20 protein-coding genes are annotated in these 25092 nt (G+C 73.7%); 10 read left to right on the plus strand and 10 right to left on the minus strand.

Translation table 11 applies throughout. From position 1 onward, the window contains the following. The first annotated feature begins 22 nt into the window (after window positions 1-22). A complete protein-coding gene (locus tag ACF1G2_RS18780) occupies window positions 23-1411 on the plus strand; it encodes an FAD-dependent oxidoreductase (protein WP_391799327.1) in 1389 nt (462 codons plus the stop codon). A gap of 107 nt (window positions 1412-1518) precedes the next feature. On the opposite strand, the gene ACF1G2_RS18785 is transcribed toward ACF1G2_RS18780, so the two are convergent. Beyond that, complete coding sequence (locus ACF1G2_RS18785) at window positions 1519-2859, minus strand: DUF2252 domain-containing protein (RefSeq protein WP_391799328.1); 1341 nt, start codon at window positions 2857-2859, stop codon at window positions 1519-1521. A 198-nt stretch (window positions 2860-3057) separates the two neighbouring features. On the opposite strand from ACF1G2_RS18785, the gene ACF1G2_RS18790 reads away from it, so the two are divergent. Further along, window positions 3058-3813, plus strand: coding sequence for a GntR family transcriptional regulator (locus ACF1G2_RS18790; RefSeq protein WP_391799329.1), 756 nt, complete (start codon window positions 3058-3060; stop codon window positions 3811-3813). Window positions 3814-3901: 88 nt separating this feature from the next. On the opposite strand, the gene ACF1G2_RS18795 is transcribed toward ACF1G2_RS18790, so the two are convergent. Next, the gene (locus ACF1G2_RS18795) at window positions 3902-5431 is read right to left on the minus strand and encodes an amino acid permease (protein ID WP_391799330.1); all 1530 of its coding nucleotides are present in this window, start codon (window positions 5429-5431) and stop codon (window positions 3902-3904) included. 91 nt (window positions 5432-5522) lie between these two features. Next, window positions 5523-6497 (minus strand): hypothetical protein, encoded by a 975-nt coding sequence (locus ACF1G2_RS18800; protein ID WP_391799331.1) that lies wholly within the window; start codon window positions 6495-6497, stop codon window positions 5523-5525. A 298-nt stretch (window positions 6498-6795) separates the two neighbouring features. On the opposite strand from ACF1G2_RS18800, the gene ACF1G2_RS18805 reads away from it, so the two are divergent. The 5 genes from ACF1G2_RS18805 to ACF1G2_RS18825 all read left to right on the plus strand — a co-directional run bounded on the left by ACF1G2_RS18805 (window position 6796) and on the right by ACF1G2_RS18825 (window position 12387). Next, window positions 6796-8244 carry an FGGY family carbohydrate kinase gene (locus ACF1G2_RS18805; RefSeq protein ID WP_391799332.1) on the plus strand — a complete coding sequence of 483 codons (1449 nt, stop codon included), beginning with the start codon at window positions 6796-6798 and terminating at the stop codon, window positions 8242-8244. Continuing rightward, on the plus strand, window positions 8241-9701 hold the full coding sequence (locus tag ACF1G2_RS18810) for an FAD-dependent oxidoreductase (RefSeq protein ID WP_391799333.1): 1461 nt from the start codon (window positions 8241-8243) through the stop codon (window positions 9699-9701). Before ACF1G2_RS18805 ends, ACF1G2_RS18810 begins: the two co-directional genes overlap by 4 nt. Beyond that, on the plus strand, window positions 9686-10924 hold the full coding sequence (locus ACF1G2_RS18815; protein WP_391799334.1) for an FAD-dependent oxidoreductase: 1239 nt from the start codon (window positions 9686-9688) through the stop codon (window positions 10922-10924). Before ACF1G2_RS18810 ends, ACF1G2_RS18815 begins: the two co-directional genes overlap by 16 nt. A 213-nt stretch (window positions 10925-11137) precedes the next feature. Next, complete coding sequence (locus ACF1G2_RS18820; RefSeq protein ID WP_391799335.1) at window positions 11138-11872, plus strand: D-Ala-D-Ala carboxypeptidase family metallohydrolase; 735 nt, start codon at window positions 11138-11140, stop codon at window positions 11870-11872. Window positions 11873-11895: 23 nt separating this feature from the next. Continuing rightward, window positions 11896-12387 carry an NUDIX domain-containing protein gene (locus tag ACF1G2_RS18825; protein ID WP_391799336.1) on the plus strand — a complete coding sequence of 164 codons (492 nt, stop codon included), beginning with the start codon at window positions 11896-11898 and terminating at the stop codon, window positions 12385-12387. On the opposite strand, the gene ACF1G2_RS18830 is transcribed toward ACF1G2_RS18825, so the two are convergent. Both ACF1G2_RS18830 and ACF1G2_RS18835 read right to left on the minus strand, forming a co-directional pair. After that, entirely contained in the window at window positions 12384-13496 is a 1113-nt protein-coding gene (locus ACF1G2_RS18830) for an AI-2E family transporter (protein ID WP_391799337.1), read from the minus strand. The genes ACF1G2_RS18825 and ACF1G2_RS18830 overlap by 4 nt on opposite strands. Before the next feature lie 89 nt (window positions 13497-13585). Next, window positions 13586-14119: a hypothetical protein gene (locus tag ACF1G2_RS18835; RefSeq protein ID WP_391799338.1), complete on the minus strand. Its 534-nt coding sequence runs from the start codon at window positions 14117-14119 to the stop codon at window positions 13586-13588. 126 nt (window positions 14120-14245) lie between these two features. Between ACF1G2_RS18835 and ACF1G2_RS18840 the strand changes: the two genes are divergently transcribed. Beyond that, entirely contained in the window at window positions 14246-14491 is a 246-nt protein-coding gene (locus tag ACF1G2_RS18840) for a hypothetical protein (RefSeq protein WP_391799339.1), read from the plus strand. Between the two features lie 38 nt (window positions 14492-14529). Here the strand turns inward: ACF1G2_RS18840 and ACF1G2_RS18845 are convergent, their stop codons facing one another. Continuing rightward, on the minus strand, window positions 14530-15753 hold the full coding sequence (locus tag ACF1G2_RS18845) for a cytochrome P450 (protein ID WP_391799340.1): 1224 nt from the start codon (window positions 15751-15753) through the stop codon (window positions 14530-14532). A gap of 85 nt (window positions 15754-15838) precedes the next feature. After that, complete coding sequence (locus ACF1G2_RS18850; protein WP_391799458.1) at window positions 15839-17740, minus strand: NAD-binding protein; 1902 nt, start codon at window positions 17738-17740, stop codon at window positions 15839-15841. A gap of 257 nt (window positions 17741-17997) precedes the next feature. Here ACF1G2_RS18850 and ACF1G2_RS18855 point away from each other — a divergent pair, with 257 nt between their 5' ends. After that, a complete protein-coding gene (locus ACF1G2_RS18855; RefSeq protein ID WP_391799341.1) occupies window positions 17998-19395 on the plus strand; it encodes a D-alanyl-D-alanine carboxypeptidase family protein in 1398 nt (465 codons plus the stop codon). 105 nt (window positions 19396-19500) lie between these two features. Here the strand turns inward: ACF1G2_RS18855 and ligA are convergent, their stop codons facing one another. The 3 genes from ligA to ACF1G2_RS18870 form a co-directional block, all read right to left on the minus strand. Then, the gene (ligA, locus tag ACF1G2_RS18860) at window positions 19501-21624 is read right to left on the minus strand and encodes an NAD-dependent DNA ligase LigA (protein ID WP_391799342.1); all 2124 of its coding nucleotides are present in this window, start codon (window positions 21622-21624) and stop codon (window positions 19501-19503) included. A gap of 238 nt (window positions 21625-21862) precedes the next feature. Then, window positions 21863-22186, minus strand: a complete 324-nt coding sequence (locus ACF1G2_RS18865; RefSeq protein ID WP_391799343.1) for a plasmid stabilization protein — start codon at window positions 22184-22186, stop codon at window positions 21863-21865. Window positions 22187-22248: 62 nt separating this feature from the next. Then, entirely contained in the window at window positions 22249-22599 is a 351-nt protein-coding gene (locus ACF1G2_RS18870) for a DUF3040 domain-containing protein (RefSeq protein WP_391799344.1), read from the minus strand. Window positions 22600-22751: 152 nt separating this feature from the next. Here ACF1G2_RS18870 and ACF1G2_RS18875 point away from each other — a divergent pair, with 152 nt between their 5' ends. After that, window positions 22752-25043, plus strand: a complete 2292-nt coding sequence (locus ACF1G2_RS18875) for a SpoIIE family protein phosphatase (RefSeq protein ID WP_391799345.1) — start codon at window positions 22752-22754, stop codon at window positions 25041-25043. Window positions 25044-25092: the final 49 nt, after the last annotated feature.

Here is a 25092-nt window from a genome sequence, read left to right on the forward strand (position 1 = left end):
CCACTACGGGGAAAGGGCGGGGATGACCGACGAGTTGGGGCACCGCGGGACACGTCACGCGGTGGTCATCGGGGGAAGTCTCGCGGGCCTGCTGGCGGCACGCGTACTCAGTGAACACGCGGAGAGGGTCACGGTCGTCGAGCGCGACCGCTTCCCCGAGGGACCGGACGCCCGCCCGGGCGTCCCGCAGTCCCGGCACGTGCACGTCCTGCTCGACGCGGGGCAACAGGCCCTCGACGACCTGCTCCCGGGGCTCACGGGTGAGCTGCGGGAGCTCGGCGCCCCCCGGGTGGGGATGCCCGAGGACATGATCCAGTGGCAGAACGGGCGCTGGTTCAGCCGCCTTCCGGCCACGACCCACCTCTACACCGGGCCCCGGGCCCAGTTGGAGTGGCTGGTGCGCCGCCGGGTGCTGGCCGACCCGCGTATCGAGGCGGTCCAGGGCACCGAGACGATCGGGCTGATCGGCGACGCGTCGCGGGTGCGGGGCGTACTGCTCCGTGAGCGGGGGGCGGGGAACTCGCGGGAGAGCCGCACCCTGAAGGCCGATCTGGTCGTGGACGCCTCGGGCCGAGGCACGCACGCCCCGGACTGGCTCGCGGCGATAGGGGCGGAGGCCCCGCACGAGGAGACCATCGACACCGGTCTCGCGTACGCGACCCGGATGTACCGCGGCGCGGCGGACCCGGGCATGGACGCGGCGGGTTTCAACGTCGTCCCCAACCCCGAGCAGGTCTACGGCGGTGTCGTACTGCCCATCGGGGACGGACTCCACCTGGTCACCCTGTCCGGACTCAGGGACGACCGGCCGCCCACCGACGACGCGGGGTTCGAGGCCTTCGCCGCGAAGCTCCCGCACCCCGTCCTGAGCGAGTGGATGGCCAAGGCCACGCCCGAGTCCTCGGTGCACGGCTTCCGGCAGACCGCCAACATCCGCCGCCGGTACGACCGTCCGGGCCGCCGGCCGGCGGGCTTCCTCGCCACGGGCGACGCGCTGTGCGCCTTCAACCCGATCTACGGACAGGGCATGACCGTCGCAGCGCTGAACGCGGTCGCCCTGCGCCGGGCGCTGGCCGATCTCCGGACGACGCCGACCACCCGCGCCGTCCAGAAGGCGGTGCTCGACTCCTCGAAGCAGGCCTGGGACATCTCGTCCGGTGCGGACAGGAACATGCCCGGCGCCACGGGCAACGCGGTCGGGTCGCGCGCGACCGACAGGCCGGTCGGCTGGTACATGCGGCGACTGCAGCAGCGGTACGGCGGGGATCCGGTCGTCGGGGCCGCGTTCCGCTCGGTCCTGACGCTCACCGCTCCGATGACCTCGCTCTTCGCACCGCCCGTGGCCCGGGCCGTACTCTTCGGCCCGGTGCCGCGGACGCCGGCCGAACCGCCCATGCGGCGCGGGGAGTAGGCCCTGGGAAGGCGACGCGAGGCGTAGGACGTGTCGCGGCGGCGCGAGGCGCAGGGCGGTGACGGCGGCGGGGCCGCCTTGACGGTGACGGCGGCGGGGCCGGTCGTTCACACGCCCGGCGCCGCCGTGATCACACCTGCGGCGATCGCCGCGCTCAGTGCCGCGTAGTCGTCGGCGTTCTGGCTCGCGTACCGCATCGCGAAGTCGGCGACGGCGCGGTCGAACACGTCCGAGGAGCCGAGGTAGGAGGCGATCGCGATGCGGTCGCCGGATCGGGCGTGCGCGCGGGCCAGAGCCCGGCCGCAGAGGCCTGCGTAGGCGCGGAGCATGGCGGGGGACAAGGTCTCCACCTCGGCAGAGCCCTTCATGTCGCGCAGCTGGCGCCAGTAGAAGTGCCGCTTCTCCGGGCCCGTCATCCAGCCGAGGAAGATGTCGCTCGCGGCCTGCGTGAGGCGCTGGCCGCGGACGACCCGCTCCCCCTGGTGCGCGTACGCGCTGGACGAGAGGTACGGCTCCAGGACCGACCGCCCTGCCTCCTTGATCTGGAGCATCAGCGGATCGCCGTCGTCACGTCCTTCGAGCAGCAGGATGAAGCAGCGGGTGCCGACGCTGCCGACGCCGACGACCTTCCGCGCGGCGTCGACGAAGTGGAAGCGGTCGAGGAGCATGCGGCGCTCCTCGGAGAGGGAGCTGCGGTAGTCGCTGAAGATCTTGCCGAGGCTGACGCGGTCGAGGCCGACGGTCCGTTCGAGCAGCGGCGGGTCCTCGACGATGCGCCGGACTCCGCTCGCGTCCGGTGCGGTGAGCTTGCCGAACGCCTGGAGGCTGGTGCGGCGGCGGGCGTGGGCGATGCGGCTCTCCAGCAAGGCGCGCCGACCCTTGCGGACCAGCGGCGCGAGGTCGTCGGCCTCGATCCGCTCGTACCAGACGGCGAGCTCGCCGAAGCCGGAGAGGCGGCGCATGGCGATGCGGTACGCCTCTGTGGTGACCAGGGCCGCGCGATGGGCCTTGGCCTTGGTGGTGCCGTTCTGGAGGGAGGCGACGGCGACACTGGCGGCGAGCCGTTTCACGTCCCACTCGAAGGGGCCAGGCAGCGTCTCGTCGAAGTCGTTGACGTCGAACAGGAGCGCCCGTTCGGGTGACGCGAAGACGCCGAAGTTGAGGAGATGGGCGTCGCCGCAGAGCTGCACGGTGAGACCGGTGTGGCGTTGCGCGCCGAGGTCGGCGGCCATGACGGCGGCGGCGCCGCGCAGGAACGCGAACGGCGAGACGGCCATCCTGCCGTACCGGATGGGGACCAGTTCGGGCACCCGGTCGACGGACTGCCGCTCGAGGACGGTCAGCGGGTCCGGGCGCTGCGACGAGGGTATCCAGCGGCCGTGCGAGGACCGCGCCACGTTCTTGCGGGCCGCCTTGCCCTTTTCGGCCCGTGCCGCCGGTGTCGTCATCCGGCCTCACCCGCTTCTTTCGCAGCCACAGGGGGTTGTGACTCATTACAAGGTCAGAGCGGTCCGCGCGCACCTCGGGGCGGTTCCGGATTCGGCCACTCCCTTCGCCGCCTCTTCCTTAATGGTTTAGACCAATGATAGGAATTGATCACCCCCGCGGATCAGACTGTCACGCTGAGCAAAGAGAGGGGTTGGAACATGACCGAGACCGAACCCGAGCAGGATGCGGCGGTCCCGCTCTACCTGAAGGTCGCCGCAGCCCTGCGGGGCGACCTCGCCGACCGGCGTATCGCACCGGGGACGCGGCTCCCGTCCGAGCGGTCCCTGGCGCACCGCTACCACGTCAACCGGCAGACGGTCCGCAGCGCGCTCCATCTGCTGCGCGAGGAGCGGCTCGTCGTCACGGACCGCCGTGGCACCTTCGCCGCGGGCTCCGAACACGAACCGCGCGTACCGGCTCTGACCGCACGTCGGCAACTCTTCCCCGGTGGCGCGGACGCCGCCGAAGCCCTGGTGCGCGCCTCACTGACGTGGGAGGCGCCGCCGGCCGGACTGGTGGGGCGGCTCGGGGTCGTGCCCGGCGAGCCGACACTCGTCCACCGGCACGTCGTCCTCTCCCCCGGCGGCATCCCGATGCAGCGGTCGGTCTCCTGGTTCTCCCGGGCCGCCCTCGCCGAGATCCCGCAGCTCGCGAGGTACCGGCGGACCCGGGGCTCGTCCACTCTCCAGCCGGACCTCCGCCTCCTCTACCACTGGATGCACCAGGCCGGACTCCGTCTCACGCGACGGGAGTCGATCGCCGTGCCGCCCTCCGCCATGGCGGGGGTCGGGGGCGGCGCGCCCCGGCTGGCCGTGCACCGGGTGGTGTGCGACCAGCACGGGCACGCGCTGGAGATCACGGACATCGACTGTGCGGCGCAGGGGGCCTCCTGGACGTACGAGTTCAGCGGATAGGGATGCGGATGGAATCCACCGCACTGGATCCAATATCCGACATCCGATATCCAGGATCAATGATCCGTGATCCGTGATCCGTGCTCCGTCACACGATCCCCTCCGCGATGTCCGCCTCCTCGCGGGCCGTTCCGTACGCCGACGGCGTGCCGTACGAGCGCCGTGCCACGTACCACCAGACGCTGGACAGGACGAGGACGACGGCCAGGGCGATGACCGCGTAGTTCATCGAGTCGATCGTCACCGGTGACTTCTGCGGCAGGCAGAAGAGCACGGTGACGCCGGCCACCCAGATCACGGCGGTCCAGCCGATCGGACGGCTCCAGCGCCCCAGGTTCCAGGGCCCCGGGACGAACCGCTTGCCCGCGCGCAGGCGCAGGTAGATCGGGATCGCGTAGGCGGGCGTGATCCCGATGACGTTGATCGCGGTGACGGCGCCGTAGGCGGTGGCGGAGTACAGGGACGGCACGGCGAGGAGCGCGGCGACGCCGACCGAGAGCCAGACCGCCGGAACCGGGGTCTGCGTACGGTGGCTGACCTTGCGCCAGAGCGTCGAACCCGGCAGGGCGTTGTCGCGGCTGAAGGCGAAGACCATGCGGCTGGCGGCGGCGACCTCGGCGTTGCCGCAGAAGAGCTGGGCCACGATCACCACGAGCAGCAGCGCGGCGGCGCCGCCCGAGCCGAGGGCGTCGAGGAGGATCTGGGCCGGCGGGACGCCCGTCGCGCTGTTCTGGGTGCCGGCGTAGTCCTGGATCGCGAAGGTCAGTCCGGCGAGCAGGGCGAATCCGGCGATCCAGGAGACCCAGATCGCCCGCACGATGCCCTTGGCGGCGCTGACCGAGGCGTTGGAGGTCTCCTCGGAGAGATGTGCGGACGCGTCGTAGCCGGAGAAGGTGTACTGGGCGAGGAGCAGGCCGACGGCCGCGACGTAGAACGGGTTGGCCCAGCCGGTGTCGTTGACGAACTCGGTGAAGACGAACTCGACCGACTGGTGACGGTCGGGAACGAAGGCGAGGGCTCCGACGATCACCGCCACGCCGCCGAGGTGCCACCAGACGCTGACGGAGTTGAGCACGCTGACGAGCCGTACACCGAAGAGGTTGAGCACGGCGTGCAGCAGCAGGATCGCGAGGAAGATCAGGAAGGTGGATCCGGCGGTGGGCACGATGCCCCACTGGAGGTTGAGGAAGGCTCCGGTGAACAGGGCGGCTCCGTAGTCGATGCCGGCGATCGCGCCGAGCAGGCCCAGGAGGTTGAGCCAGCCGGTGTACCAGCCCCAGCGGCGGCCGCCCAGCCGGTCCGCCATGTAGTAGAGCGCGCCGGAGGTCGGGTAGGCGCTGGTGACCTCGGCGAGCGCGAGTCCGACGCAGAGCACGAAGAGTCCGACGCCGGCCCAGCCCCACATCATCACCGCGGGCCCGCCGGTGCCGAGACCGAAGCCGTAGAGCGTCATGCAGCCGGAGAGGACGGAGATCACGGAGAAGCTGATGGCGAAGTTGCCGAAGCCGTCCATCCGGCGGGCGAGGACGGGCTGGTAGCCGAGTTCCCTCAGCCGGGCGGCGTCGTCGCGGCGGTCGGCTGAGGGCTTGCGTATCTCGTCGGGGGCGGTGCGGGACATGCCGGTACCTCCGGTGGTCGGGGGTGGGGGGTGGGGGGCAGGACGAGCGGGTCCTGGCCGGGTGGGGCGCAGAGGGCGGGGGCCCAGGCGGTCATGGTTCGAGACAGCGGGCACGGGCGCGCACGAAGACGTCCGCGGCGAGGTCGCGGTCGTCTGGGCGATCGGTGCGGTAGGCCCAGGGCAGCACGGTGTAGAAGGGCCCGAGGGCTTCGAAGACGCGGGCGGCTTCGGTGAAGTTCTGGGCTCCGAAGAGGGCGTGCGCGAGGTGGTTGAGGTCGAGGAGGGAGGCCTCGTCGGTGGCGCAGAAGAGGAACCAGTGGTGCAGGGCCCGCTGGGCGTCCCGCAGGGCGTCCTCCGCGACCCAGTGCAGGTCGAGGGCGTGCTGGTGGCCGCGGTCCCGTCGGTAGCGCTCGACCCGTACGTAGAGCGGCAGGGCGTGCAGGGCGGATCCGGTGGGGGCCGAGGCCGAGGCCCACTGGGCGTAGTTGACGGCCTCGGAGAGGGAGCCCGCGTGGCGGGCGTAGAGGAACTGCAGCATCCGGTGGTGCGCCTCGCGGTTCTGCGGGTCGCGTCTGTCGACCTCGGCGAGGAGCCCCCATGGGCCGGGCGGGAGGAGGGGGGCGGGCGGCGTGCGCCGGTGCTCCGCCATACGCTGCCGGTCGTCCAGCGCGGCGAGGGCGAGGAGGCAGATCCAGGGGACGGGGTCGGCGGGCGCCCGCTCGGAGGCGTCGCGGCAGGCGGTCCAGGCCGCCTGCCAGAGTTCGCGGGTACGGGTGTGGCCGCCGCGGTGTGCGCGTACCGCCCGCTCGACGGCGACGCGGGTGGACATCACGGTGGCGGAGACGCTGTCCGGCTGCTCGGTCCGCCAGGCCTGGACGACGTCGCCGGCCGCGGCGACGGTGGCGAGCACCTGGGTACGGCGCGTCCAGTCGGCCCAGCCGGACGTCTCGTCGAGTAATCGCGCCGTGGACACCCAGCGGCCGGTCCGCAGGTCCTGGAGGGCGTGACGAAGGGCGTGGTCGTGGCCCGCCGGATGGTAGACGGGCCGGAAGCCGTGTCCAGCCATCAGGGAGCGGGGCGTGCGGTGGATGACATGGGTCCTCGGTGGGTGAAGGGGGTGGTCAGTCCCCCGATGGGCATCCCGGGCCGTTGATCGGCGATCACTATAGGGTCCGCTGGACGAGAGCGATCCACTTTCGGATCTGACCGTAACTATCCGGCCACGGACCGAATATGAACATGTGTCATCTCCTTCGCCGAAGCCGACGGAGTCACCACGCGTGGCTTGACGGGAGGGAGCGCGTGCACCAGTCTTGCCGGTTCCGCGATCAAGGCCGCTGCCCCTTCGAGGACGGGAGTACGAGATGACGGGCCCGGTGCTCGCCGTCGACCAGGGAACGTCGGGGACCAAGGCGCTCGTCGTGTGCCCCGAGCGGGGTGTCATCGGGACCGGCTCCGCGCCCGTGCGGCCCCGCTACCTGCCCGGCGGGCTCGTCGAGGTCGATCCGGCGGAGCTGTACGGCTCCGTGGTCGCCGCCGGACGGGCCGCGCTCGCCGAGGCGGACACCCCGGTCGCGGCCGTGGGTCTGGCCAACCAGGGGGAGACCGTCCTCGCGTGGGACCCTGCGACGGGCGAGCCGCTCACCGACGCGATCGTGTGGCAGGACCGCAGGGCCGCGGACATCTGCACCGAACTCTCTCTGCACGCCCACGAGTTGAGGCGGCGGACCGGGCTGCCGCTCGACCCCTATTTCGCCGCTCCCAAGATGGCCTGGATCCGTCGGCACCTCACCGGAGCGGGCGTGGCCACGACGAGCGACTCCTGGCTCGTCCACCGGCTCACGGGCGAGTTCGTCACCGACGCCGCGACGGCGGGCCGGACCGGGCTGCTCGACCTCGACACGGTGTCCTGGTCCGCCCCGGCCCTCGACCTCTTCGGACTCGGCGGTGAGCGGCTCCCCCGCGTGGTCGACGCCGACACGCACGTCGGCACCACGACCGCGTTCGGACCGGCCATCCCGCTGACCGGCCTCCTCGTGGACCAGCAGGCGGCGCTCCTCGCCCAGAGCGTCACCGCCCCCGGCGCGGCCAAGTGCACCTATGGAACCGGGGCGTTCCTGCTGGCGCAGACGGGCGCGACTCCGCGCCGGGGCGACTCGGGACTCGTGAGCTGTGTGGCGTGGCGGCTCGCGGGCCGGACGAGCTACTGCCTGGACGGCCAGGTGTACACGGCGGCGTCCGCCGTCCGCTGGCTCACCGACCTCGGGGTGCTCTCGGGAGCCCGGGACCTCGACACGGTGGGCGCGACGGTGCCGGACAGCGGCGGTGTCACCTTCGTCCCGGCGCTCGCGGGCCTCGCCGCGCCCTGGTGGCGGGGCGACGTCCGGGGCTCCCTGCACGGTCTGGGCCTGGACACCACCGGCGGGCACCTGGTGCGGGCGCTCTGCGAGGGGATCGCCGCCCAGGTCGTGGAGCTGGCCCGCGCGGCCGCCTCCGACCTCGGCCGGCCGCTGACCTCGCTGCGCGTGGACGGCGGGCTCACCCGCTCCGCTCTGCTGATGCAGACGCAGGCCGATCTGCTCCAACTCCCCGTCGAGGTGTCCGCGTTGCCCGACGCCACGGCGCTCGGGGTCGGCGCGGTCGCCCGGCTCGGGCTCGACCCCGGCCTCACCGTGCACGACGCCGTACCGGAGTGGAAGCCGTCGGCCGTCTACGAGCCCGCCGTGACCGGTGCGGAGGCCGACGAGCGTCTGGAGCGGTTCCGTTCAGCCGTGGCGGCGCTCCTCGACGCCGGAGGGTCGTCGCCCGGATGACGGCGGAACCACGGCCCGGGACCGTCACCCGCAGGGGCGCGCTGCCGGACACCTCGGCGCCGGGAGCGGCGTACGACGTCGTCGTGGTCGGCGCAGGGGTGGTCGGCTGCGCGCTCGCGCGCGAGCTGGCCCGCCGGCCGTTGCGGGTCGCGCTGGTCGAGGCGTCCGGCGACGTCGGCGACGGCACCTCCAAGGCCAACACCGCGATTCTGCACACCGGTTTCGATGCCGTGCCGGGTTCGCTGGAGGCTCGGCTGGTGCGGGACGGCCGACGCCTGCTGGCCGACTACGCGCAGGAGACCGGCATCCCCGTCGAACCGGTCGGCGCGCTGCTCGTCGCCTGGGACGAGGAGCAGTCGGCCGCGCTCCCCCGTCTCGCCGAGAAGGCCGGACGCAACGGGTACGGGTCCACGCGCATCCTGGGCCGCGGGGAACTGCGCGCCCGGGAGGCCCGTCTGGGGCAGGGGGCGCTGGCGGCGCTCGAGGTCCCGGACGAGTCGATCGTCTGCCCGTGGACGACGACGCTCGCGTACGCCACCCAGGCCGTACGCTCCGGGGTCGACCTGCATCTCAACTGCCGTGTGGAGAGGGCCGATCCCGGGCGCGGGGCCGACGCACCGCATCGGCTGGTCACTCCCCGCGGAGTGCTGCGGGCCCGCTATGTGGTCAACGCCTGCGGTCTCCACGCCGATCGCTTCGACGCGCTGTTCGGCCGGGCGGACTTCACGGTGACCCCCCGGCGCGGGCAGTTGATCGTCTTCGACTCGTTCGCCCGCTCGCTCCTGTCCCACATTCTGCTGCCGGTGCCCGGCGCGCTCGGCAAGGGCGTGCTCGTCGCGCCGACGGTGCACGGAAAGGTCCTGCTCGGTCCGACGGCCGAGAACCTCGACGACCGCACGGCCACCGAGTCGACGGCGGAGGGCCTGCAGGGCCTGCTCGCCCAGGGCCGCCGTGTCCTGCCCGCCCTCCTGGACGAGGAGGTGACGGCGGTCTACGCCGGCCTGCGGGCCGCGACCGAGTACGACGACTACCGGTGCGCCGCACATCCCGGGCTGCGCTACGTCACCGCGGGCGGCATCCGGTCCACCGGTCTGACCGCCTCCCTGGCGATCGCCGCGCACCTGGTGGAGCTGCTCGCGGAGAGCGGGCTCGTCCTCGGGCCGGAGCGGCCGCTCGCCCCGGTCCGGATGCCCAACCTCGGCGAGGCGTTTCCCCGCCCGTACCGTGATGCCGAACTCATCGCCCGGGAACCGGAGTTCGGCTCGGTCGTCTGTCACTGCGAGCGGGTGACCCGGGGCGAGATCCGGGACGCGCTGGCCTCGACCGTTCCCCCGGACTCGTTGGACGGGCTGAGGCGAAGGACGCGGGCGCGGGGCGGCCGGTGCCAGGGGTTCTCCTGCGGCGCGACGGTCCGGTCGATGTTCGAGGAGGGGAGGCCGCCGTGGCCGGAGCGGTGAACCGGGTCGTCGACGTGCTCGTGATCGGTGCGGGGCCCGCGGGCCTTGCCGCCGCCGCGCGGCTCGCCGCCGCCGGAGGAGGGCAGTACCGGATCGAGGTCCTGGAGCGCGAGCGGGAGTCGGGTGGCGTCCCGCGGTACTGCGCCCACGGCGGTTTCGGCCTGGCCGACCTCGGGCGGCCGCTGGACGGCCCGGGTTACGCACGCCGACTGACCCGTGCGGCGGTCCGGGCCGGCGCCACCCTCCGTACGGGCGTCTCGGCCACCGGGTGGTCGGGGCCGCTCACACTGGACGTCACGGCCCCGACGGGCTTGGAGAGGATCACGGCCAGGGCGGTGCTTCTGGCGACGGGCGCGCGGGAACGGCCGCGCAGCGCACGGCTGGTGCCTGGCACACGGCCCGCCGGGGTGCTGACGACAGGCGAGCTCCAGCAGTCCACCCATCTGTACGGGGTACGGCGGGAGCGCCTCGGACGGCGTGCCGTGGTGATCGGTGCCGAGCCGGTGGCCCACCACGCGGTGCGGGTGCTCCGCGGGGCGGGGGCGGACGTGGTGGGGATGGTGACCGAACAGTCGTGCGGCCCCCGGCGGTTCGGGGGCCTGGTCGCCCCGCCGCTGCTCACCGGGACGACGGTGGCGGAACTGCTGGGAAGGGGCCGCCTCGCGGGGGTCCGCGTGCGTCACGCCGACGGGCGGACCGGCACGATCCGCTGCGACACCGCCGTGTTCACGGGCGACTGGATCCCGGACCACGAACTGGCCCGGTCCGGTGGGGTGTCGCTGGACTCCGGCACGCGCGGACCCGCGATCGACGACGCGTTCCGTACCGGGTCGGCGGGGATCTTCGCGGCGGGCAATGTGCTGCGCGGCGTCGAGTCGGCTGGTGCGGCGGCGGCCGAGGGACGCGGTGCGGCCGATGCCGTACTGCGGCATCTGTCGGGCGAGCCCTGGCCCGTCTCCGCGGTGCCGTTGGCGGCGGAGGACCCGGTGGTGTGGGTGGCGCCGAACCGTGTCGTCGGCGCGGTGGCCGGGCGGCCGTTCCTGGTGCGCGTCCGCGAGCCGCTGACCCGCCCGGTCGTAGAGGTCGGCCAGGACGGCCGGGTGCTCCACCGCGCCCGGCTCCTGGGCACGGTGTGGCCGCACCGTTCCGTACGCCTGCCCGCGGCGTGGACCCGCGAGGTCGATCCGGCGGGCGGGCCGGTGGAGGTGCGGGTCGCGCGCTGAACGGACGGGCGGGGCGGCCTTGAGCGGGCTGAACCCCCGGAGCTCCTGAACGCGCCTGAACCGTCAGTGGCCTGATCCACTGGCAGATGCCCCGCACCGTTGACCGGCTCGCCACCTCACCCCATCCTCATGGTCATGTTCATGACGGATAGTTCCGACGGAGGTCCCGGAGCACCCCGGAATCCCCTCCCCTTCCCACGACACGGAGGTGTCATGGTCCGGCGCATGGTCAGATCCCTGCTCGCCACGGTCCTGGTGGTGGTCGCCGCCCTCACGGGCACGGTCGCCACCTCCGGCACCGCCCACGCCGACGCCTGCTACACCTGGGGGCGCACCCTGTCCTCGGGCATGTCCGGGGCGGACGTGACACAGCTGCAGATCCGCGTGGCCGGCTACCCCGGCTACGGCGGAGTGCTCGCCGTCGACGGCTCCTACGGCCCTGCCACCAAGGCCGCGGTGACCCGGTTCCAGCAGGCGTACGGGCTCGCGGCGGACGGTGTCGCCGGTCCGGCGACCTTCTCGAAGCTGTACGCCCTCCAGGACGCGGACTGCACCCCGATCCACTTCACCTACGCCGAGCTGAACAAGTGCAACGGCGACTTCTCCGGCGGCGCCGTCAGTGCCGCCACCGCCAGGTCCAACGCCCTGCGCGCCATGTGGAAGCTGGAGGCGCTGCGGCACGCTCTGGGCGACGTGCCGATCTCCGTGAGCAGCGGCTTCCGCTCGTACTCCTGCAACTCGGCGGTGGGCGGGGCCTCCGACAGCCGCCACCTGTACGGCGACGGGATCGACCTGACGGGGTCGCCCTCGCTCTGCACGCTGGCCAAGCAGGCGCGCAACCACGGCTTCAACGGAATCCTCGGCCCCGGCTACCCGGGGCACGGCGACCACGCCCACGTGGACACCCGCAGCTCGCGTTTCTGGTCGGCGAGCAGCTGCGGGATCTGAGCCGCTCGGCCACACTGTGGCGTATGCCGGACAAGCGCAGTGCTGGGCTCCTTCTCTTCCGCGGTACGGCGGACGGCGGTTTCGAGGTGCTCATCGGCCATATGGGCGGGCCCTTCTGGTCGTCGAGGGACGTCGCTGCCTGGTCGATCCCGAAGGGCGAGTACGGCCCCGAGGAGACACCGGAGGCCGCCGCCCGCCGCGAGTTCGAGGAGGAGCTCGGCCTGCCCGCGCCGGACGGCGAGCGGATCCCGCTCGGCGAGGCCCGGCAGGCGAACGGAAAGACCGTCACGATCTGGGCGGTCGAGGCGGACCTCGACCCGACCCGGATCGTGCCGGGCACCTTCACCATGGAGTGGCCGCGCGGTTCGGGCGAACGGCGGGAGTTCCCGGAGATCGACCGGGTCGGTTGGTTCGCCCCGCCGGCGGCCGCTCCGCTCCTCGTCGCGGGCCAGCGCGTCTTCCTCGAACGGCTCACCGCGTGGCTGGACGAGCGCGGTGCCCGCGACACACCCTAGGCCGGCACGGCGGCGGTCTCCGGCTCGTCGCTTTCCGGGCGGGCCGCGGGTTCGGAGAGCTGTTCACGCAGGTAGTTCCAGACCACCGCGATCAGCGCGGCCACCGGCACCGCGAGCAGGCTGCCCACGATCCCGGCCAGGCTGCCGCCCAGCGTCACGGCCAGCAGGACCACTCCCGCGTGGAGGCCGAGGCCCCTGCTCTGGATCATGGGCTGGAACACGTTGCCCTCCAGCTGCTGCACGACGACGATGATCGCGAGGACGATCAGCGCGTCCGTCGGGCCGTTCGACACCAGTGCGATGAGGACGGCGACCAGGCCGGCGAAGAGCGCACCCACGATCGGCACGAACGCGGAGACGAACGTCAGTACGGCGAGCGGCAGGACCAGGGGTACACCCAGGACCCAGAGTCCGAGGCCGATGAAGACGGCGTCGAGCAGGCCGACGAACGCCTGGGACCGCACGAAGGTGCCCAGCGTGTCCCAGCCGCGCTCGGCGACGGCCGGCACGTCGGTGGCGAACCGACCGGGGAGCTGACGCGCGAGCCACGGCAGGAACCGCGGGCCGTCCTTGAGGAAGAAGAACATCAGGAAGAGGGCGAGGACGGCGGTGACGACGCCGTTGAGCACCGTCCCGAGCCCCGAGGCCACTGCGGTGACCACACTGCCGACGCTGTCCTGCACCCGGGCCATGGCGGTGTCGAGAGCCCCCGAGATCTGGTCGTCACCGATGTTCAGCGGCGGCCCGGCCGCCCACTCGCGCACCTTCTGGATGCCTTCGACGACGCCGTCGGCCAGTTCGCCCGACTGGGAGGCCATCGGCACCGCGATCAGCGCGGCGATGCCCGTGACGACCAGCAGGAACAGGACGGTCACGGACGCAGCGGCGAGGGCGGGAGGCCATCCGTGCCGGCGCAGGAAGCGTGTCAGGGGCCAGGTGAGGGTGGTGAGGAACAGGCCGACTATCAGCGGCCAGACGACCGGCCACATGCGACCTACGAGCCAGAGGGTCACGGCAGCCATCAGCAGGACCAGCAGTGACTCCGCGGAGACACGTGCCGCGGTGCGGAGCGCGGCGGCGGCTTTGGTGGAACTCAACGTGGCAGACATGGGGCCACCCTATTGAGCCCGCGGCCGCCCTCCGGATCCGCCTGCCCTCGCCCGGCGGCCCGGCGTCCGGCCGCAGGGGCTCTCCGGCGTCACGGCGGCGGGTCTTCGGGCGGGAGTTCGTACGACTCGGGCCGCGGCTCCAGCTGGGCGACCATCTCCGCGAACCGCAGGCACACCCGCTTGATCTCCTCATGGGTGGCGTCGCGTTCGGTGATGACCGCCGCCAGCAGAAGGTCGCCGGTGGCGGCCGGAACCGCCAGCGTCGAGACCACGAGCGCACACGGCGCCGCGCCGGCCAGCTGGAAGCGGAAGGCCGCCCAGATCAGGACGGGGGAGACGAGGAAGAGCAGGGCCGAATCGGTCGTACGGGTGGCCAGGAGGGTGACGGAGACCGTACCGGCCGCCAGCGTCACAGCCTCGATCCACCGCACCCGCCGGGCGCGCACCGGCCACCGGACCTGCGGAGCCTTGCGCAGCATCAGACAGGCACAGACCGGTGCCAGGGTGCTCCCCACGGTGATGGCCGCGACGGCGACCGCCGACGGCCCGAGGAACGCGTTCGCCAGGATGGACTGTGTCCGCGCATCACGGCTCCGGGTGCTCCGGCCGACTCTCCATCTCACCCCAGCCGCGTCCGCCGTCCGCCTCCGCAGGGAGCCCTACGGCGGCCCGGCGGCCCCGCTCGCGGGCTCGTTGTCAGACCCGTACGAGAGGGTAGAGGCCGCCAACCTGTCGAGAGGGAGCCCGACATGACCACGATCACCGTCCATGAGCGCGCCGCAGCCCAGGCGTACCTGCGTCTGCTCGAGTCCACACAGGCCGTGTTGACCGATCCGCACCTCGTTCCCTACGCGGCGGCGATGCTCACCCACCCCATGGCCGAGGCCGACGAGGCGCTGCGGGCCGCGGGTCTCGTGGGGAACGAGGCACATCTGCTGCGCCTCGTCTCGGCCCTGCGCGCCTCCCCCGCGGGCGACCTCGGCCGGGCGGGGTGAGGCGGGCACGACCACGGGCGTGGGGGGGGTGGGGGACGCTAGCGCAGGCGTACGGGTAGCGCGCGGACGCTGTTGCCGACGAAGCTCGCGTGGCGCGTGAGGTCCTCCTCGGGTACGGCGAGGTCCAGATCGGGGAAGCGGGTGAAGAGCGCCTCCAGCGCGATGGCCGCCTCCATCCGGGCGAGCGGGGCACCGAGGCAGTAGTGGGGGCCGTGGCCGAGGGAGAGGTGCCTGGCCGCGGGGACGCGCGTGATGTCGAAGCGGTCGGCGTCCGGGCCGTGCGCCTTCGTGTCCCGCCCGGCCGCCGAGTAGGCGGCCAGGACCGGTGTCCCCTTCGGGATGAGCGTGCCGCCGACGGTGAGGTCGCGGGTGGGGTAGCGGAACGGGAAGTAGCTGACGGGGCTGTCCCAACGCAGCGTCTCCTCTACGACGTCGGACCAGGCGGCAGCCCCTTCGGTGAGGAGGGCGAGCTGGTCGCGGTGGGCGCAGAGCGCGCGGACGGCGTTGGTGACGAGGTTGAGCGTGGTCTCGTGACCGGCGATGATCATCAGGACGAGCGTGCCGATGAGTTCCGGCTGGCTGAGCCGGTCGCCGCCCTCGTCGCGGGCGGCGATGAGGGCGCTGGTGAGGTCGTCGCCGGGCCGGCGGGCCCGGTCGGCGGCGATGGCGGTGAGGATCTCCAGGAGCTCACGGTTCGCGGCCATGACCTCCTCGGGGCCGATGTCGGTGGCGACGACCTGGTTGGAGAGACGGTGCAGACGGTCCTGGTGCCTCTCCTCCACACCGAGGAGTTCGCAGATGACACCGAGCGGCAGCGGCAGGGCGAAGTGGCGGCGCAGGTCGGCGACTCCGTCGCCCTCGCGGGCTGCCTCGTCCAGCCGGTCGAGGAGCCCGGCGGTGAGCGTCTCGATCCGGGGCCGCAGCGCCTCGACCCGGCGGGCGGTGAACGCCTTGCCGACCAGCGAACGGAGTCGGCGGTGATCAGCGCCGTCGGCGGTGGTCATGCCCTGGACGGTGGCGAAGGTGTGCAGCGGCCAGCCGTCGGGGACACGGCCCTCGGCGAGTGCGGTGAAATGCCGGGCGCCCTTGCCGACCTCGGGATGGGCGAGGAAATCCCGCAGCGCGTCGTGGCCGAGGACGGCCATGCCCTCCACCTCGCCGGGCAGGACGACGGGGGTCACGGCACCCTGGGCGAGGAGGCGCGCGTTGGCCGCGTGGGGGCAGCCGCCGGTGGGGTCGAGGCGGTGGGGCGTGGCGTTCATCGGGTCACTCCTCAAGGCGGGGACGGGCCGAGGCGGCTCACGGGCGGTCAGATCCTACGGCGCGTGGCGGCGGCCGTCGTGGGTGTCAACTCGGCCTGTGCCGGACGGAGTCGGGCCCGGACTGGCGAGGCGGCCGGGGGTGGCGTCCGAGGAGCTCCGCGAGACCGCGCCGGGTGGTGGCGACGAGGACGCGGTCGCCGGCGGCGAGGACGCGGTCGGGCTCCAGCTGCCAGACGAGCCCCGCGCCGTATCTGCCGAGGGGCGCGGAACCGGTCGCGAGGGCGATGACCCGCCAGGCCCCGGGACGGAAGGCCTCGGCGATCGTCCGGCCCTCCAGGAACGGGTTCTCCGCCGCCTCCACGGCCGCGAAGAGCAGCACCCGGCGCTCGACCGGGATGGCGCCCAGGATCTGGCGGCCCATCATGGCGCCGGCGAAGGCGGGCGCGGCCAGATGCGAGACGCTGCGGCTGCGGGTCAGCGCCTCGGGGTGGGCGGCCCGCAGCGTCCGGTACACGGCGGTGGCGAAGTCGTCGTCGTACAGGCGCAGGGCGACCCGCAGGTCGGGCTTGACGGAGCGGGCGGACAGCGCCGCCTCCAGGTTGGTGATGTCGATGCTGGTCAGCGCGAGCAGTGCCTGGGCGCGGTGGATACGGGCGGCCTCCAGCACGCCTTCGTCGGTGACGTCCCCGATGACGGTGGGCACGCGCAGCCTGCGGGCCAGGGCGACACCGCGCGCCTCGGGGTCGGACTCGACGCAGACGACGGGGATGTCCAGCCGGCGCAGTCGTGCGAGGACACGGGTGCCGACCTTGCCGAGGCCCAGGAGTACGACGTGGCCGGAGAGCCCGCGGGGCGGGCGGCGCAGCGAGGTCGCGGTGCGGAAGGTACCGAGGGCCTCCAGGATGCCGGCGATCAGGACGGGCATCAGGAGGAGCCCGACGAAGCCGGCGAGGATCTGCAGCACCTGTCGGCCGGTCGTCTCGTCGACAGCCGGGTCGCCGATGGCGAAGATGTCGAGGAGGGTGAGGTAGGCCGCGTGCAGGGGGTGGTCGCCGGTGGTGAGCCAGGAGGCGAGAGCGATGGCGGCGACGGCCGCGGTCACTCCGGCGAGCGACCAGCGCAGGCGCCGGGAGAAGAGCGAGCCCACGGGCAGGGCCGAGGCGCCGAACCGGGTGGCGGACAGGGTGGGTCCGGCGTAGCTGATCGCTTCGAGGGCGACCGTGCCGCGACCGGGTGCGGCCGCGACGGCCTGGTCGTCGGGGAGCAGCAGCGGACCCTGGGCTCCGCTGCGCTCGGAGCCCTCCACGCCCGCCGGGTCGTTGGTGGTGGCCGAGAGCAGCGCGAGCGTGCAGAGGCCCGGGTCGGCGGTCTCGCCACGGGCGGGCGGGGTGCGTTCGACGGCGTGCAGGAGCAGGCCGCCGGCCTGGACGACCTTGCTGGTGCCGGCGACAGCGGTGGCCGCGAGGGCGGGGGCCGCGGTGTCCGCGTCGGAGAGCACGGTCGTGGCGGCGTCGAACGCCCTGGGATCGATGCCCGGCTCGGCGACGGCGGCGGCCTGGTCGAGGAGTGTCTCCAGGTGCTGGCCGAGCTTGCGGTTGTAGAGCCGGATGACGAGCCGGAGCCTTGGGTTGAGGCGGCGGGCGGCGAGCGCGGCGCGGATGTTCGTCTCGTCGTCGTCATGGACGAGGGCGAGCGCGGCGGCCCGCTCCACTCCCGCGTCCAGCAGCACCGTGTCATCGGCCTCGCTCGTCTCGACGACCCGCACGGACCTGCCGCCCTCGGAGGCCTCCCGTGGCTCTCCCACGGGCGTCCGCGTCATGACGGCCGTCACCCGGCCGAAGAGCGATGCGGCGCGCCCCGGACGGCCCGTGTGCTGCCGCGGGGCGTCCGCGCGCGCGGGGACGAGCAGGGTGACCCTCTCCCCGTAGACGTCGTGGAGTTCGCCCGCCAGCCGGTGGGCGAGCACGTCGTCCCCGCAGACGATCATGTGGCCGGCCGGGGCGGTTCGCGGCTGCCCTTCGGACCTGATCGCGGGTGCGCCCGCGGGGGCGGCGGGGAGGCCCGTCGTGGGCGGGCCCGGCACGGGCTCCGGCGGAACGGGCATGCTCTGATACGGAAGTGAGGACACGTCACCAGCATGCCGTGCCGCGCAAAGCGGTCCGGCATCGCCCGAATGCCACCCTCAGTACGCCGGTCGGCGCACTTCGTTCTGCGGGTGTCCCCCGCGCTTCCTACGGTGGCTGAATGATCGTCATGTCAGCTGTCCGTCATGCGGCCGCCGGCGCCGCGGCGCTGCTGCTCGTGCTGCCCGCACCGGCGGCGACGGCGTCCACCGTCACCGAACCCACGCCCCCTGTCGAACGTTCCGTCGATCCCGCCCGGCTGTACCGCTCGGGCACGCAGGTCCAGGCCCTCCGGGGTGCGCCCGATGCGCCGGACGGCGTCTCCGCGCTGTCCTGGGTGGTCGCGGACGCCTCCACCGGCGACGTCCTGGCGGCGCGCAACGCGCATCGCAAGCTCCCTCCGGCCAGCACGCTGAAGACGCTGTTCGCCGTCACCGCGCTGCCGCGCATGGACCAGGAGGAGCGCCACACGGTCTCCGAGTCGGAGCTGGAGGGGATCGGCAGCGGCAGCAGCATGGTCGGGGTCCAGGCCGGATACACGTACAAGGTGTCGGACCTCTGGAACGGTGTCTTCCTCAGCTCCGGGAACGACGCGGTGCGGGTGCTCGCGGCCATGAACGGCGGCTGGGAGTCCATGGCCCGTCAGATGCAGGAGAAGGCCCGCGCGCTGGGGGCGAACGACACGCGCGTGGTCTCCCCCGACGGGTACGACGAGCCGGGCCAGGTGTCCTCGGCCTACGACCTGGCGCTCTTCGGACGGGCCGGGCTGCAGGATCCGGCGTTCGTCCGGTACTGCTCCACCCGGTACGCGGACTTCCCCTCGGGCGACTGGTCGTACGGCATCCGCAACACCAACCGGCTGCTGACGGGGGACAACGGGGTGGACCGCTATCCGGGGCTGATCGGTGTGAAGAACGGCTACACCAGCGGCGCGGGGAACACGCTGATCGCCGCGGCGCGGCGGGGCTCGCGGACGCTGGTCGTATCGGTGATGAATCCGCAGTCGGGCAGCGGCTTCGCGGTGTACGAGGAGGCGCGGACGCTGCTCGACTGGGGCTTCGCAGCGGCGGGCGAGGTCCGGCCGGTGGGCTCGCTCCTTCCCGAGGCCGCACGCGACAGGGCGAAGAACCTGCCGGAGACGAAGCCTGTGAAGGGGGTGGGCGAACGGCCCGCCGGGACGTCCTCGGCGAGCCCCGGTGTGAAGGCCGCCGGCGGCTCCGCCGAGAAGCCGGGAGGCGCCCCGGGCCAGAAGTCCGCGCCGCAGGCGAGTGCCGGGGCCCGGCCCGGAGCGGGCGGGTCCGCCGGCGCCGAGGGGCGGCCGGGCGCGGCGGTGTCCAAGGACGTGGGTGCGCTGAGCGCCCCGGGGAGGACCGTGTCCCGGGAGGACCTTCCGTCGCGTCCCTGGGCGGGTCTCCCCCTGGCCCTTGTGGGCGCGTCGCTGGGCGCCGCGCTCTCGCTCTGGGTCTGGCGGCGCCGGTCGACCGGGCGGGGCGACGGGGGCGCCGACGGGGGCCTGTGACGGCCGGTCGTGCGGCGCCTCCGGAGACGCCGGGGCCCTCGCCACAGGCCCCGGCGCAGGCCGCACGGCCGGCGCTCGGCCGCACCCCCGGTCAGGGCGGGAGGGTCACGCGAGCAGGAAGTCGCCGAGCAGCACGGCGAACTCCTCCGGGTCCACCAGACGGATGCCCAGCTCCTCGGCCTTGGTCCGCTTGGAGCCGGCCTTCTCGCCGGCGACGACCAGACCGGTGCGCTTGGAGACGCTGGAGGAGGCCCTGCCCCCGGCGCGCTCGATGAGTTCGTTCATCTCGTTGCGGCTCAGCGCCTCCAGCGGCCCGCTCATGGCTCCGGTGACGACCACCGCGAGGCCGGCCAGCGGGCCCGCCGCCACGCCGGAGGTGGCGTCCGAGGGCGCGTCCGGACCCGGAACGGGCGCGTCCGGCTCCGTCGCGGACCCGGGCGGGGGCGGCGGGGTGGCTCCGGGCTCGGTCATGTTGACCCCGGCGGCGACCAGTCTGTCGACGATCGCGCCCAGCTCGGCCAGCTCGGCGACGATGACCGGGGCCTTCTCCGCCCCGATCCCCTCGACCTCGCGCATCGCCTCGGCGTCGGCCGCCCGGATCGCGTCCATGGTGGCGAAGTGCCGGGCTATCCGACGGGACATGGAGCGGCCCGTTCCGCGGATGCCGAGGGCGCACAGGACCCGGGCGAGCGGACGGCTGCGCGCGGTGGTGATCGCAGCGAGCAGGTTGTCCGTGCTCGTCTCGCCCATCCGCTCCAGGCCGAGCAGCTGCTCGCGGGTCAGGGTGAAGAGGTCGGCGACGTCGGCGACGAGGCCCGCCTCGACGAGCTGGACGATGCGGCTCCCGCCCAGGCCCTCGATGTCGAGCTGGTCGCGGCCGACGGCGTACGAGAGGGAGGCGACGAGGTGGCAGTCGCGCCCGCGGGCGCACCGCCAGCGCTGCTCGCTGCGGTCGATCTCCGAGCCGCACTGCGGGCAGGCCTCGGGGAAGTCGATGGGCTGCTCCTCGCCGGTCCTCAGCTGGGCGACGGGTGCCTCGACGCGGGGGATGATGTCGCCCGCCTTGTAGACCATCACGTGGTCGCCGAGTCTCAGGTCGCGGCGCGCGATGTCGGAGGGGTTGTGCAGCGTGGCGTAGGTGACCGTGCTGCCGTCGATGTCCACCGGCTCCAGGACGGCGCGCGGCGCGATGATGCCCGTACGGCCGACGTTCCACTCGACGCCGAGGAGACGGGTGACCTTCTCGACGGCGGGCAGCTTGTACGCGATCGCCCAGCGGGGCGCACGGGAGCCCTCGCCCGCCTCGCGGCGGTCGGCGGCGAGATCCGCCTTGACGACGATCCCGTCGATGCCGAAGGGGAGCTCCGCCCGGAGAGCGGCTATCTCCTCCACCCGGGCGAGGACCTCGGCCACGCCGGTCGCCCTGCGGCCGGGGACGGCGGTGGCGCCCGAGGTGTGCAGGCCGAGGGCGACGGCCCGGGCGAGCAGCTCGCTGTGCGCCGCCTCGTCGAGTCCGGCCGTGCTCGCCGCGCCCTCCCCCGGCACGTTCAGCGGCAGCATGTCGTACGCGAAGAAGGTCATCTCCACCCGGTACGGGCGGTCCTTGGCGCGCAGGGTGCCCGCCGCCGCGTTGCGCGGGTTGGCGAAGGGCTCGCCGCCGTGGGCGACCCGCACCGGGTTGGCGGCCTCGAACTGCTCGGTGGTCATCAGCACTTCGCCGCGGATCTCGACCGTGACGGGCTCGGTGAGCCGCTCCGGCAGTCCGACGATCGTCCCGACGGCGTGCGACACGTCCTCCCCGGCCGTGCCGTCACCTCGGGTGATGAGCCGCGCGAGCCGCCCCTCCTCGTAGCGCGCGGCGATCGCGAGGCCGTCGAGCTTGGGCTCGACGCTCCAGTGCTCGACGCTCCGTCCGATCCTGCGCTCCAGGGACGCGGCCCAGGCGGTGAACTGCTCGGCCGAGAAGACGTTGTCGAGCGAGAGCATCGGCCGCGTGTGCGGCACGTCCCCGACGGCCGCACCCCCGGCGACCTTCCCCGTCGGGGAGTCGCTCCGCACCTCGTCGGGGTGGTCGGCCTCCCAGACGGCTATCGCCCGGGCGAGCCGGTCGTAGGCGTCGTCGTCGAGCGGGGACGTGCCGCCCGCGTAGTAGGCGGCAGCGGCTTGCTGGGCGTCCTCGACCGCACGCGCGTACGCGGCGGCATCGGCGAGAACCGGAGTCGTCGTCATGTGTCCATCGTGCCGGGCACCACTGACAACGGGCCCTCGCGACCTGGGCCCTCGTGACCACGGGCCGCCCTCGCGACCAGGAGCCCCCGCGACCCCGGGCCGTCCTCGCGGCCACGGGCCCTCGTGGTGACGGGTTTTTCGCGACCCCGGGTTCTCGCGACCCCGGGCCGCCCTCGCGGCCACGGGCCCTCGTGGTCACGGGCCCCACGACGAGGGGCCTCGCCGCTCCCGCCGACGCTCAGTCGCCGAGGGAACGCTTCAGTTCGGCCTTGTTCATCGACGAGCGGCCGTGGACGCCGCGCCGCTGCGCCTCGGCGTAGAGCTGGTCGTACGTCGGCCCCTGCGAGCCGCTGTGCGAGCGCTGCCCGCCCCGCTTCGAGGACGACATGTCCTGGGTCGAGCTCTTGCTCGCCGTCTCGGACTCGCCGGAGCGGGCGCGTTCCTTGTTGACCGTCCGCGCCGCGATCTCCTTGGCTCGCTTCGTGCTCTCGCCCCTGTCCAGGGCGCTGTCCTTGATGTGCTCGTACTGGCGTTCGCGCTTGGGGCTCGATCCACGCGGCATGACGTGCTCCTCTCCGATGTGGGATACGTGCGGCGGCCGGCCCGGAGGGCGGCGCCGGATCGTCAGGGGGGCCACGACCTCGGCTTCAGCCGTCGGGACCAGCGGACGACGAGACGCAGCAGGCCGGACAGGGTGATCACCCAGACGGCCGCGAAGGCCCAGATCAGGGCGGGCTCGGCGGTCGCGACCGCGAGCACCAGCACGACGAGGGCCACGGCGCTCAGCAGGGTGACGGCCACCGCCTCGCGGCGGCCGGCCCGACCGTGGCCCGGCCGTCCCCGCATCCGCGAGCCCGCACGCCGCGCGCGCATGGTGCGGAGCCCGCGCTCCAGCGAGGAGTCCTCGCCGAGCGCCTCCTCGATCTCGGCCAGGACGCGCCGCTCGCGTGGCGAGAGACCGGCTTCCTCCTTCACCGGGCACCTCCCGTCCCGACGCCGGTTCCGTTCCGCCGTGCGCATACCCGGGACGGGCGTTCGGACACACGTCGGCAGGGCGCACAACGGTAGAATACGGAGCGAAACGGTGCGTGTACGGACATTCTCATGGCGGAGGGACGGCTGGAGTCGTGACGACGTCCACGCAGGGGCCCCAGGGGCCCGGGACCGCCGGCCTGTCGGCCGAGAACCGGCGACTGCGGGCCGAACTCACCCGTCGCCATCTGATCGATCTGGCCACCGGTGTCCTCGCGGCCCAGATGGGGGCCTCCCCCGCCGACGCGGCGGAGCACCTGGCCGCACTGTCCAGGGCGACGGGGCTGGGCGTCGAGGACCTCTCCGCCGACATCCTCAACGGCGTCGCCGGGGCATCCGGGGGCGCGCCCGCCGCCCCCGCCCCTTCCCCCGCTCCGGCCGAGGCGGAGGACGAGCCGGCTCACGTCGTCTTCAGCACCCCCGAGGAGCGGCGGGCTCGGCGGGCGGCCAGCACGGCGGAGACGCTGGACACCGTCGGCGAGGCGGCACACGCCCTGCTCGACGGCGCGCTGGTCCCGCTCGGCGCGGAGAGCCTGTGGCTCTGGCGCCGCGACGCATGGGACTGCCTGCGCCTGGCCGGACACGCGGGTGCCGGTGCGGCGGAGGCGGCCGCCTGGCAGTGGATCCCGCCTGCGGCCCCGTCCGCGTTCCGCTCGGTCCTCGCAGACGGCGAGCCCGTCTGGCTGGACGCCGGACCGCCGGCCGGGGCGGTGCTGCCGGGCTCCGCGCCGCGCGCGGGGCGGGCCGTCCTCCCGCTGCGGCTGCGCGGTGCGACGGTCGGCCTGGCCCTGGTCGCCTGGCCGGGCCCCACGACCTTCGACGAGCCCCTGCGCAGGGCCCTGGTGGGCCTCATGGACGTGGCGGGCACCGTGCTCGACGCGACGGACTCGCCCCCGCCGGGCGCTCCGGCGCTGGTGGACGTCCTGGACGCGCTCTCGCACCCGGCGATGCTGCTGCGGGTGGCCCCGGCCGCGTCGCCGCCGACGGTCGAGCATCTCAACGACTACGCCGTGGGGGCCCTCGGCGGGGCCCACCCGCCCGGAGACCGGTCCCTGGCGCTCGCCCTCCCCCTCCTCCACGCCGACATCGCCCATCTGGCGCGGCGCGCCCACCGGACGGCGCGCACCCAGCGCGTGGCACGGCTCCCGGCTACCGCGTCCTCCGGAGGGGACGACAGCCCGCCGCTGGTCGACGTACGGGTCCTGCCGGCCGGCGACGAGCGGGTGGTGGTGCTCTGGCACGCCGCCACCGACCCGGGACTGGCCACGGAGCGCGCTGTCTCCCGGCTGCAGAGCGTGGCGCTGTTCCAGGACAGTCTGACCGGCGGCGACACGGTGTGGTCGGAGCAGGCGTACGCCCTCTTCGGCCGGAGCCGTGAGGAGCCTCCCGTACCCCTGCTCGGGCTGCGCGGGCTGGTGCACCCGGAGGACGGGGAGGCGCTGACCGACCTGCTCAGGATCCTGACGGAGCGGCGCACCGGGGCGCAGACGGTGCTGCGGATCGTCCTCGGCGACCGTGCCGTCCGTCATGTCCGGGTGGCCGCCGAGCCGCTCCTGGACGGTGGGAAGGTCACGGGCTTCGCCGGGGTGTACCAGGACGTGTCGGCGAGCCGCCGCACAGAGGCGGCGCTCACCGCGACCTTCGACCAGCTGACGGCCGTACAGACCCGGGCCGAGCTGCGGCACCAGATGGCGCAGCAGCTGCAGCAGGCGATCGTGCCCGAGGTCCCCGACCTCCAGGAGTTCCCCGGTCTCGTGGTGGCGGCCCGGTACCGGCCGGCGGCCGCGGAGTACCGGGTGGGCGGCGACTGGTACGACGTGCAGCCGCTGCCCAGCGGCAAGGTCCTCGTGGCCGTCGGGGACGTCGCCGGGCACGGGATCGAAGCGGTGACCGGCATGGTGTCGCTGCACAACGCCCAGCGGGGGCTGGCCTGCACCGGGGAGTCGCCGCGGCGGCTGATGGGGTGGCTCAACGAGATGACGCTGCGCACGAGCGGGTACCCGACGGCGACCGCGGTGTGCGCGCTGTACGACCCGGCGGACCGGGAGCTGGTCTGGTCGAGCGCGGGGCACCTGCCGCTGCTGCTCGTGCGGGACGGCGTGGCCCGGCTGATCGACCCGCCGCAGGACATCCTGCTGGGCGCGGTGCCCTCGTACGCGTACGAGGAACGGCGGACGGCGCTGCGGCCGGGCGACACGCTGCTGCTGTTCACGGACGGGCTGGTCGAGCGCCGCCACGACGGCCTGGACGACGGACTCGCGCGGCTCGCCGCGCAGGCGGAACGGGTCAGCGGCTACCCGCCGAGCGAACAGGTGGATCGCCTGCTCGACGTCGCCGACGGCGACACGGACGACGACACGAGCCTCGTCGCCGTACTCGTGCTCTGACGAGCCCGCCGCCGGGGTCCACGCCTTGGGCCCCCGGGCGGGCTCCACG

Source organism: Streptomyces sp. NPDC013457, from assembly GCF_043089925.1.
In the GTDB taxonomy this organism is placed as follows: Bacteria; Actinomycetota; Actinomycetes; order Streptomycetales; family Streptomycetaceae; genus Streptomyces.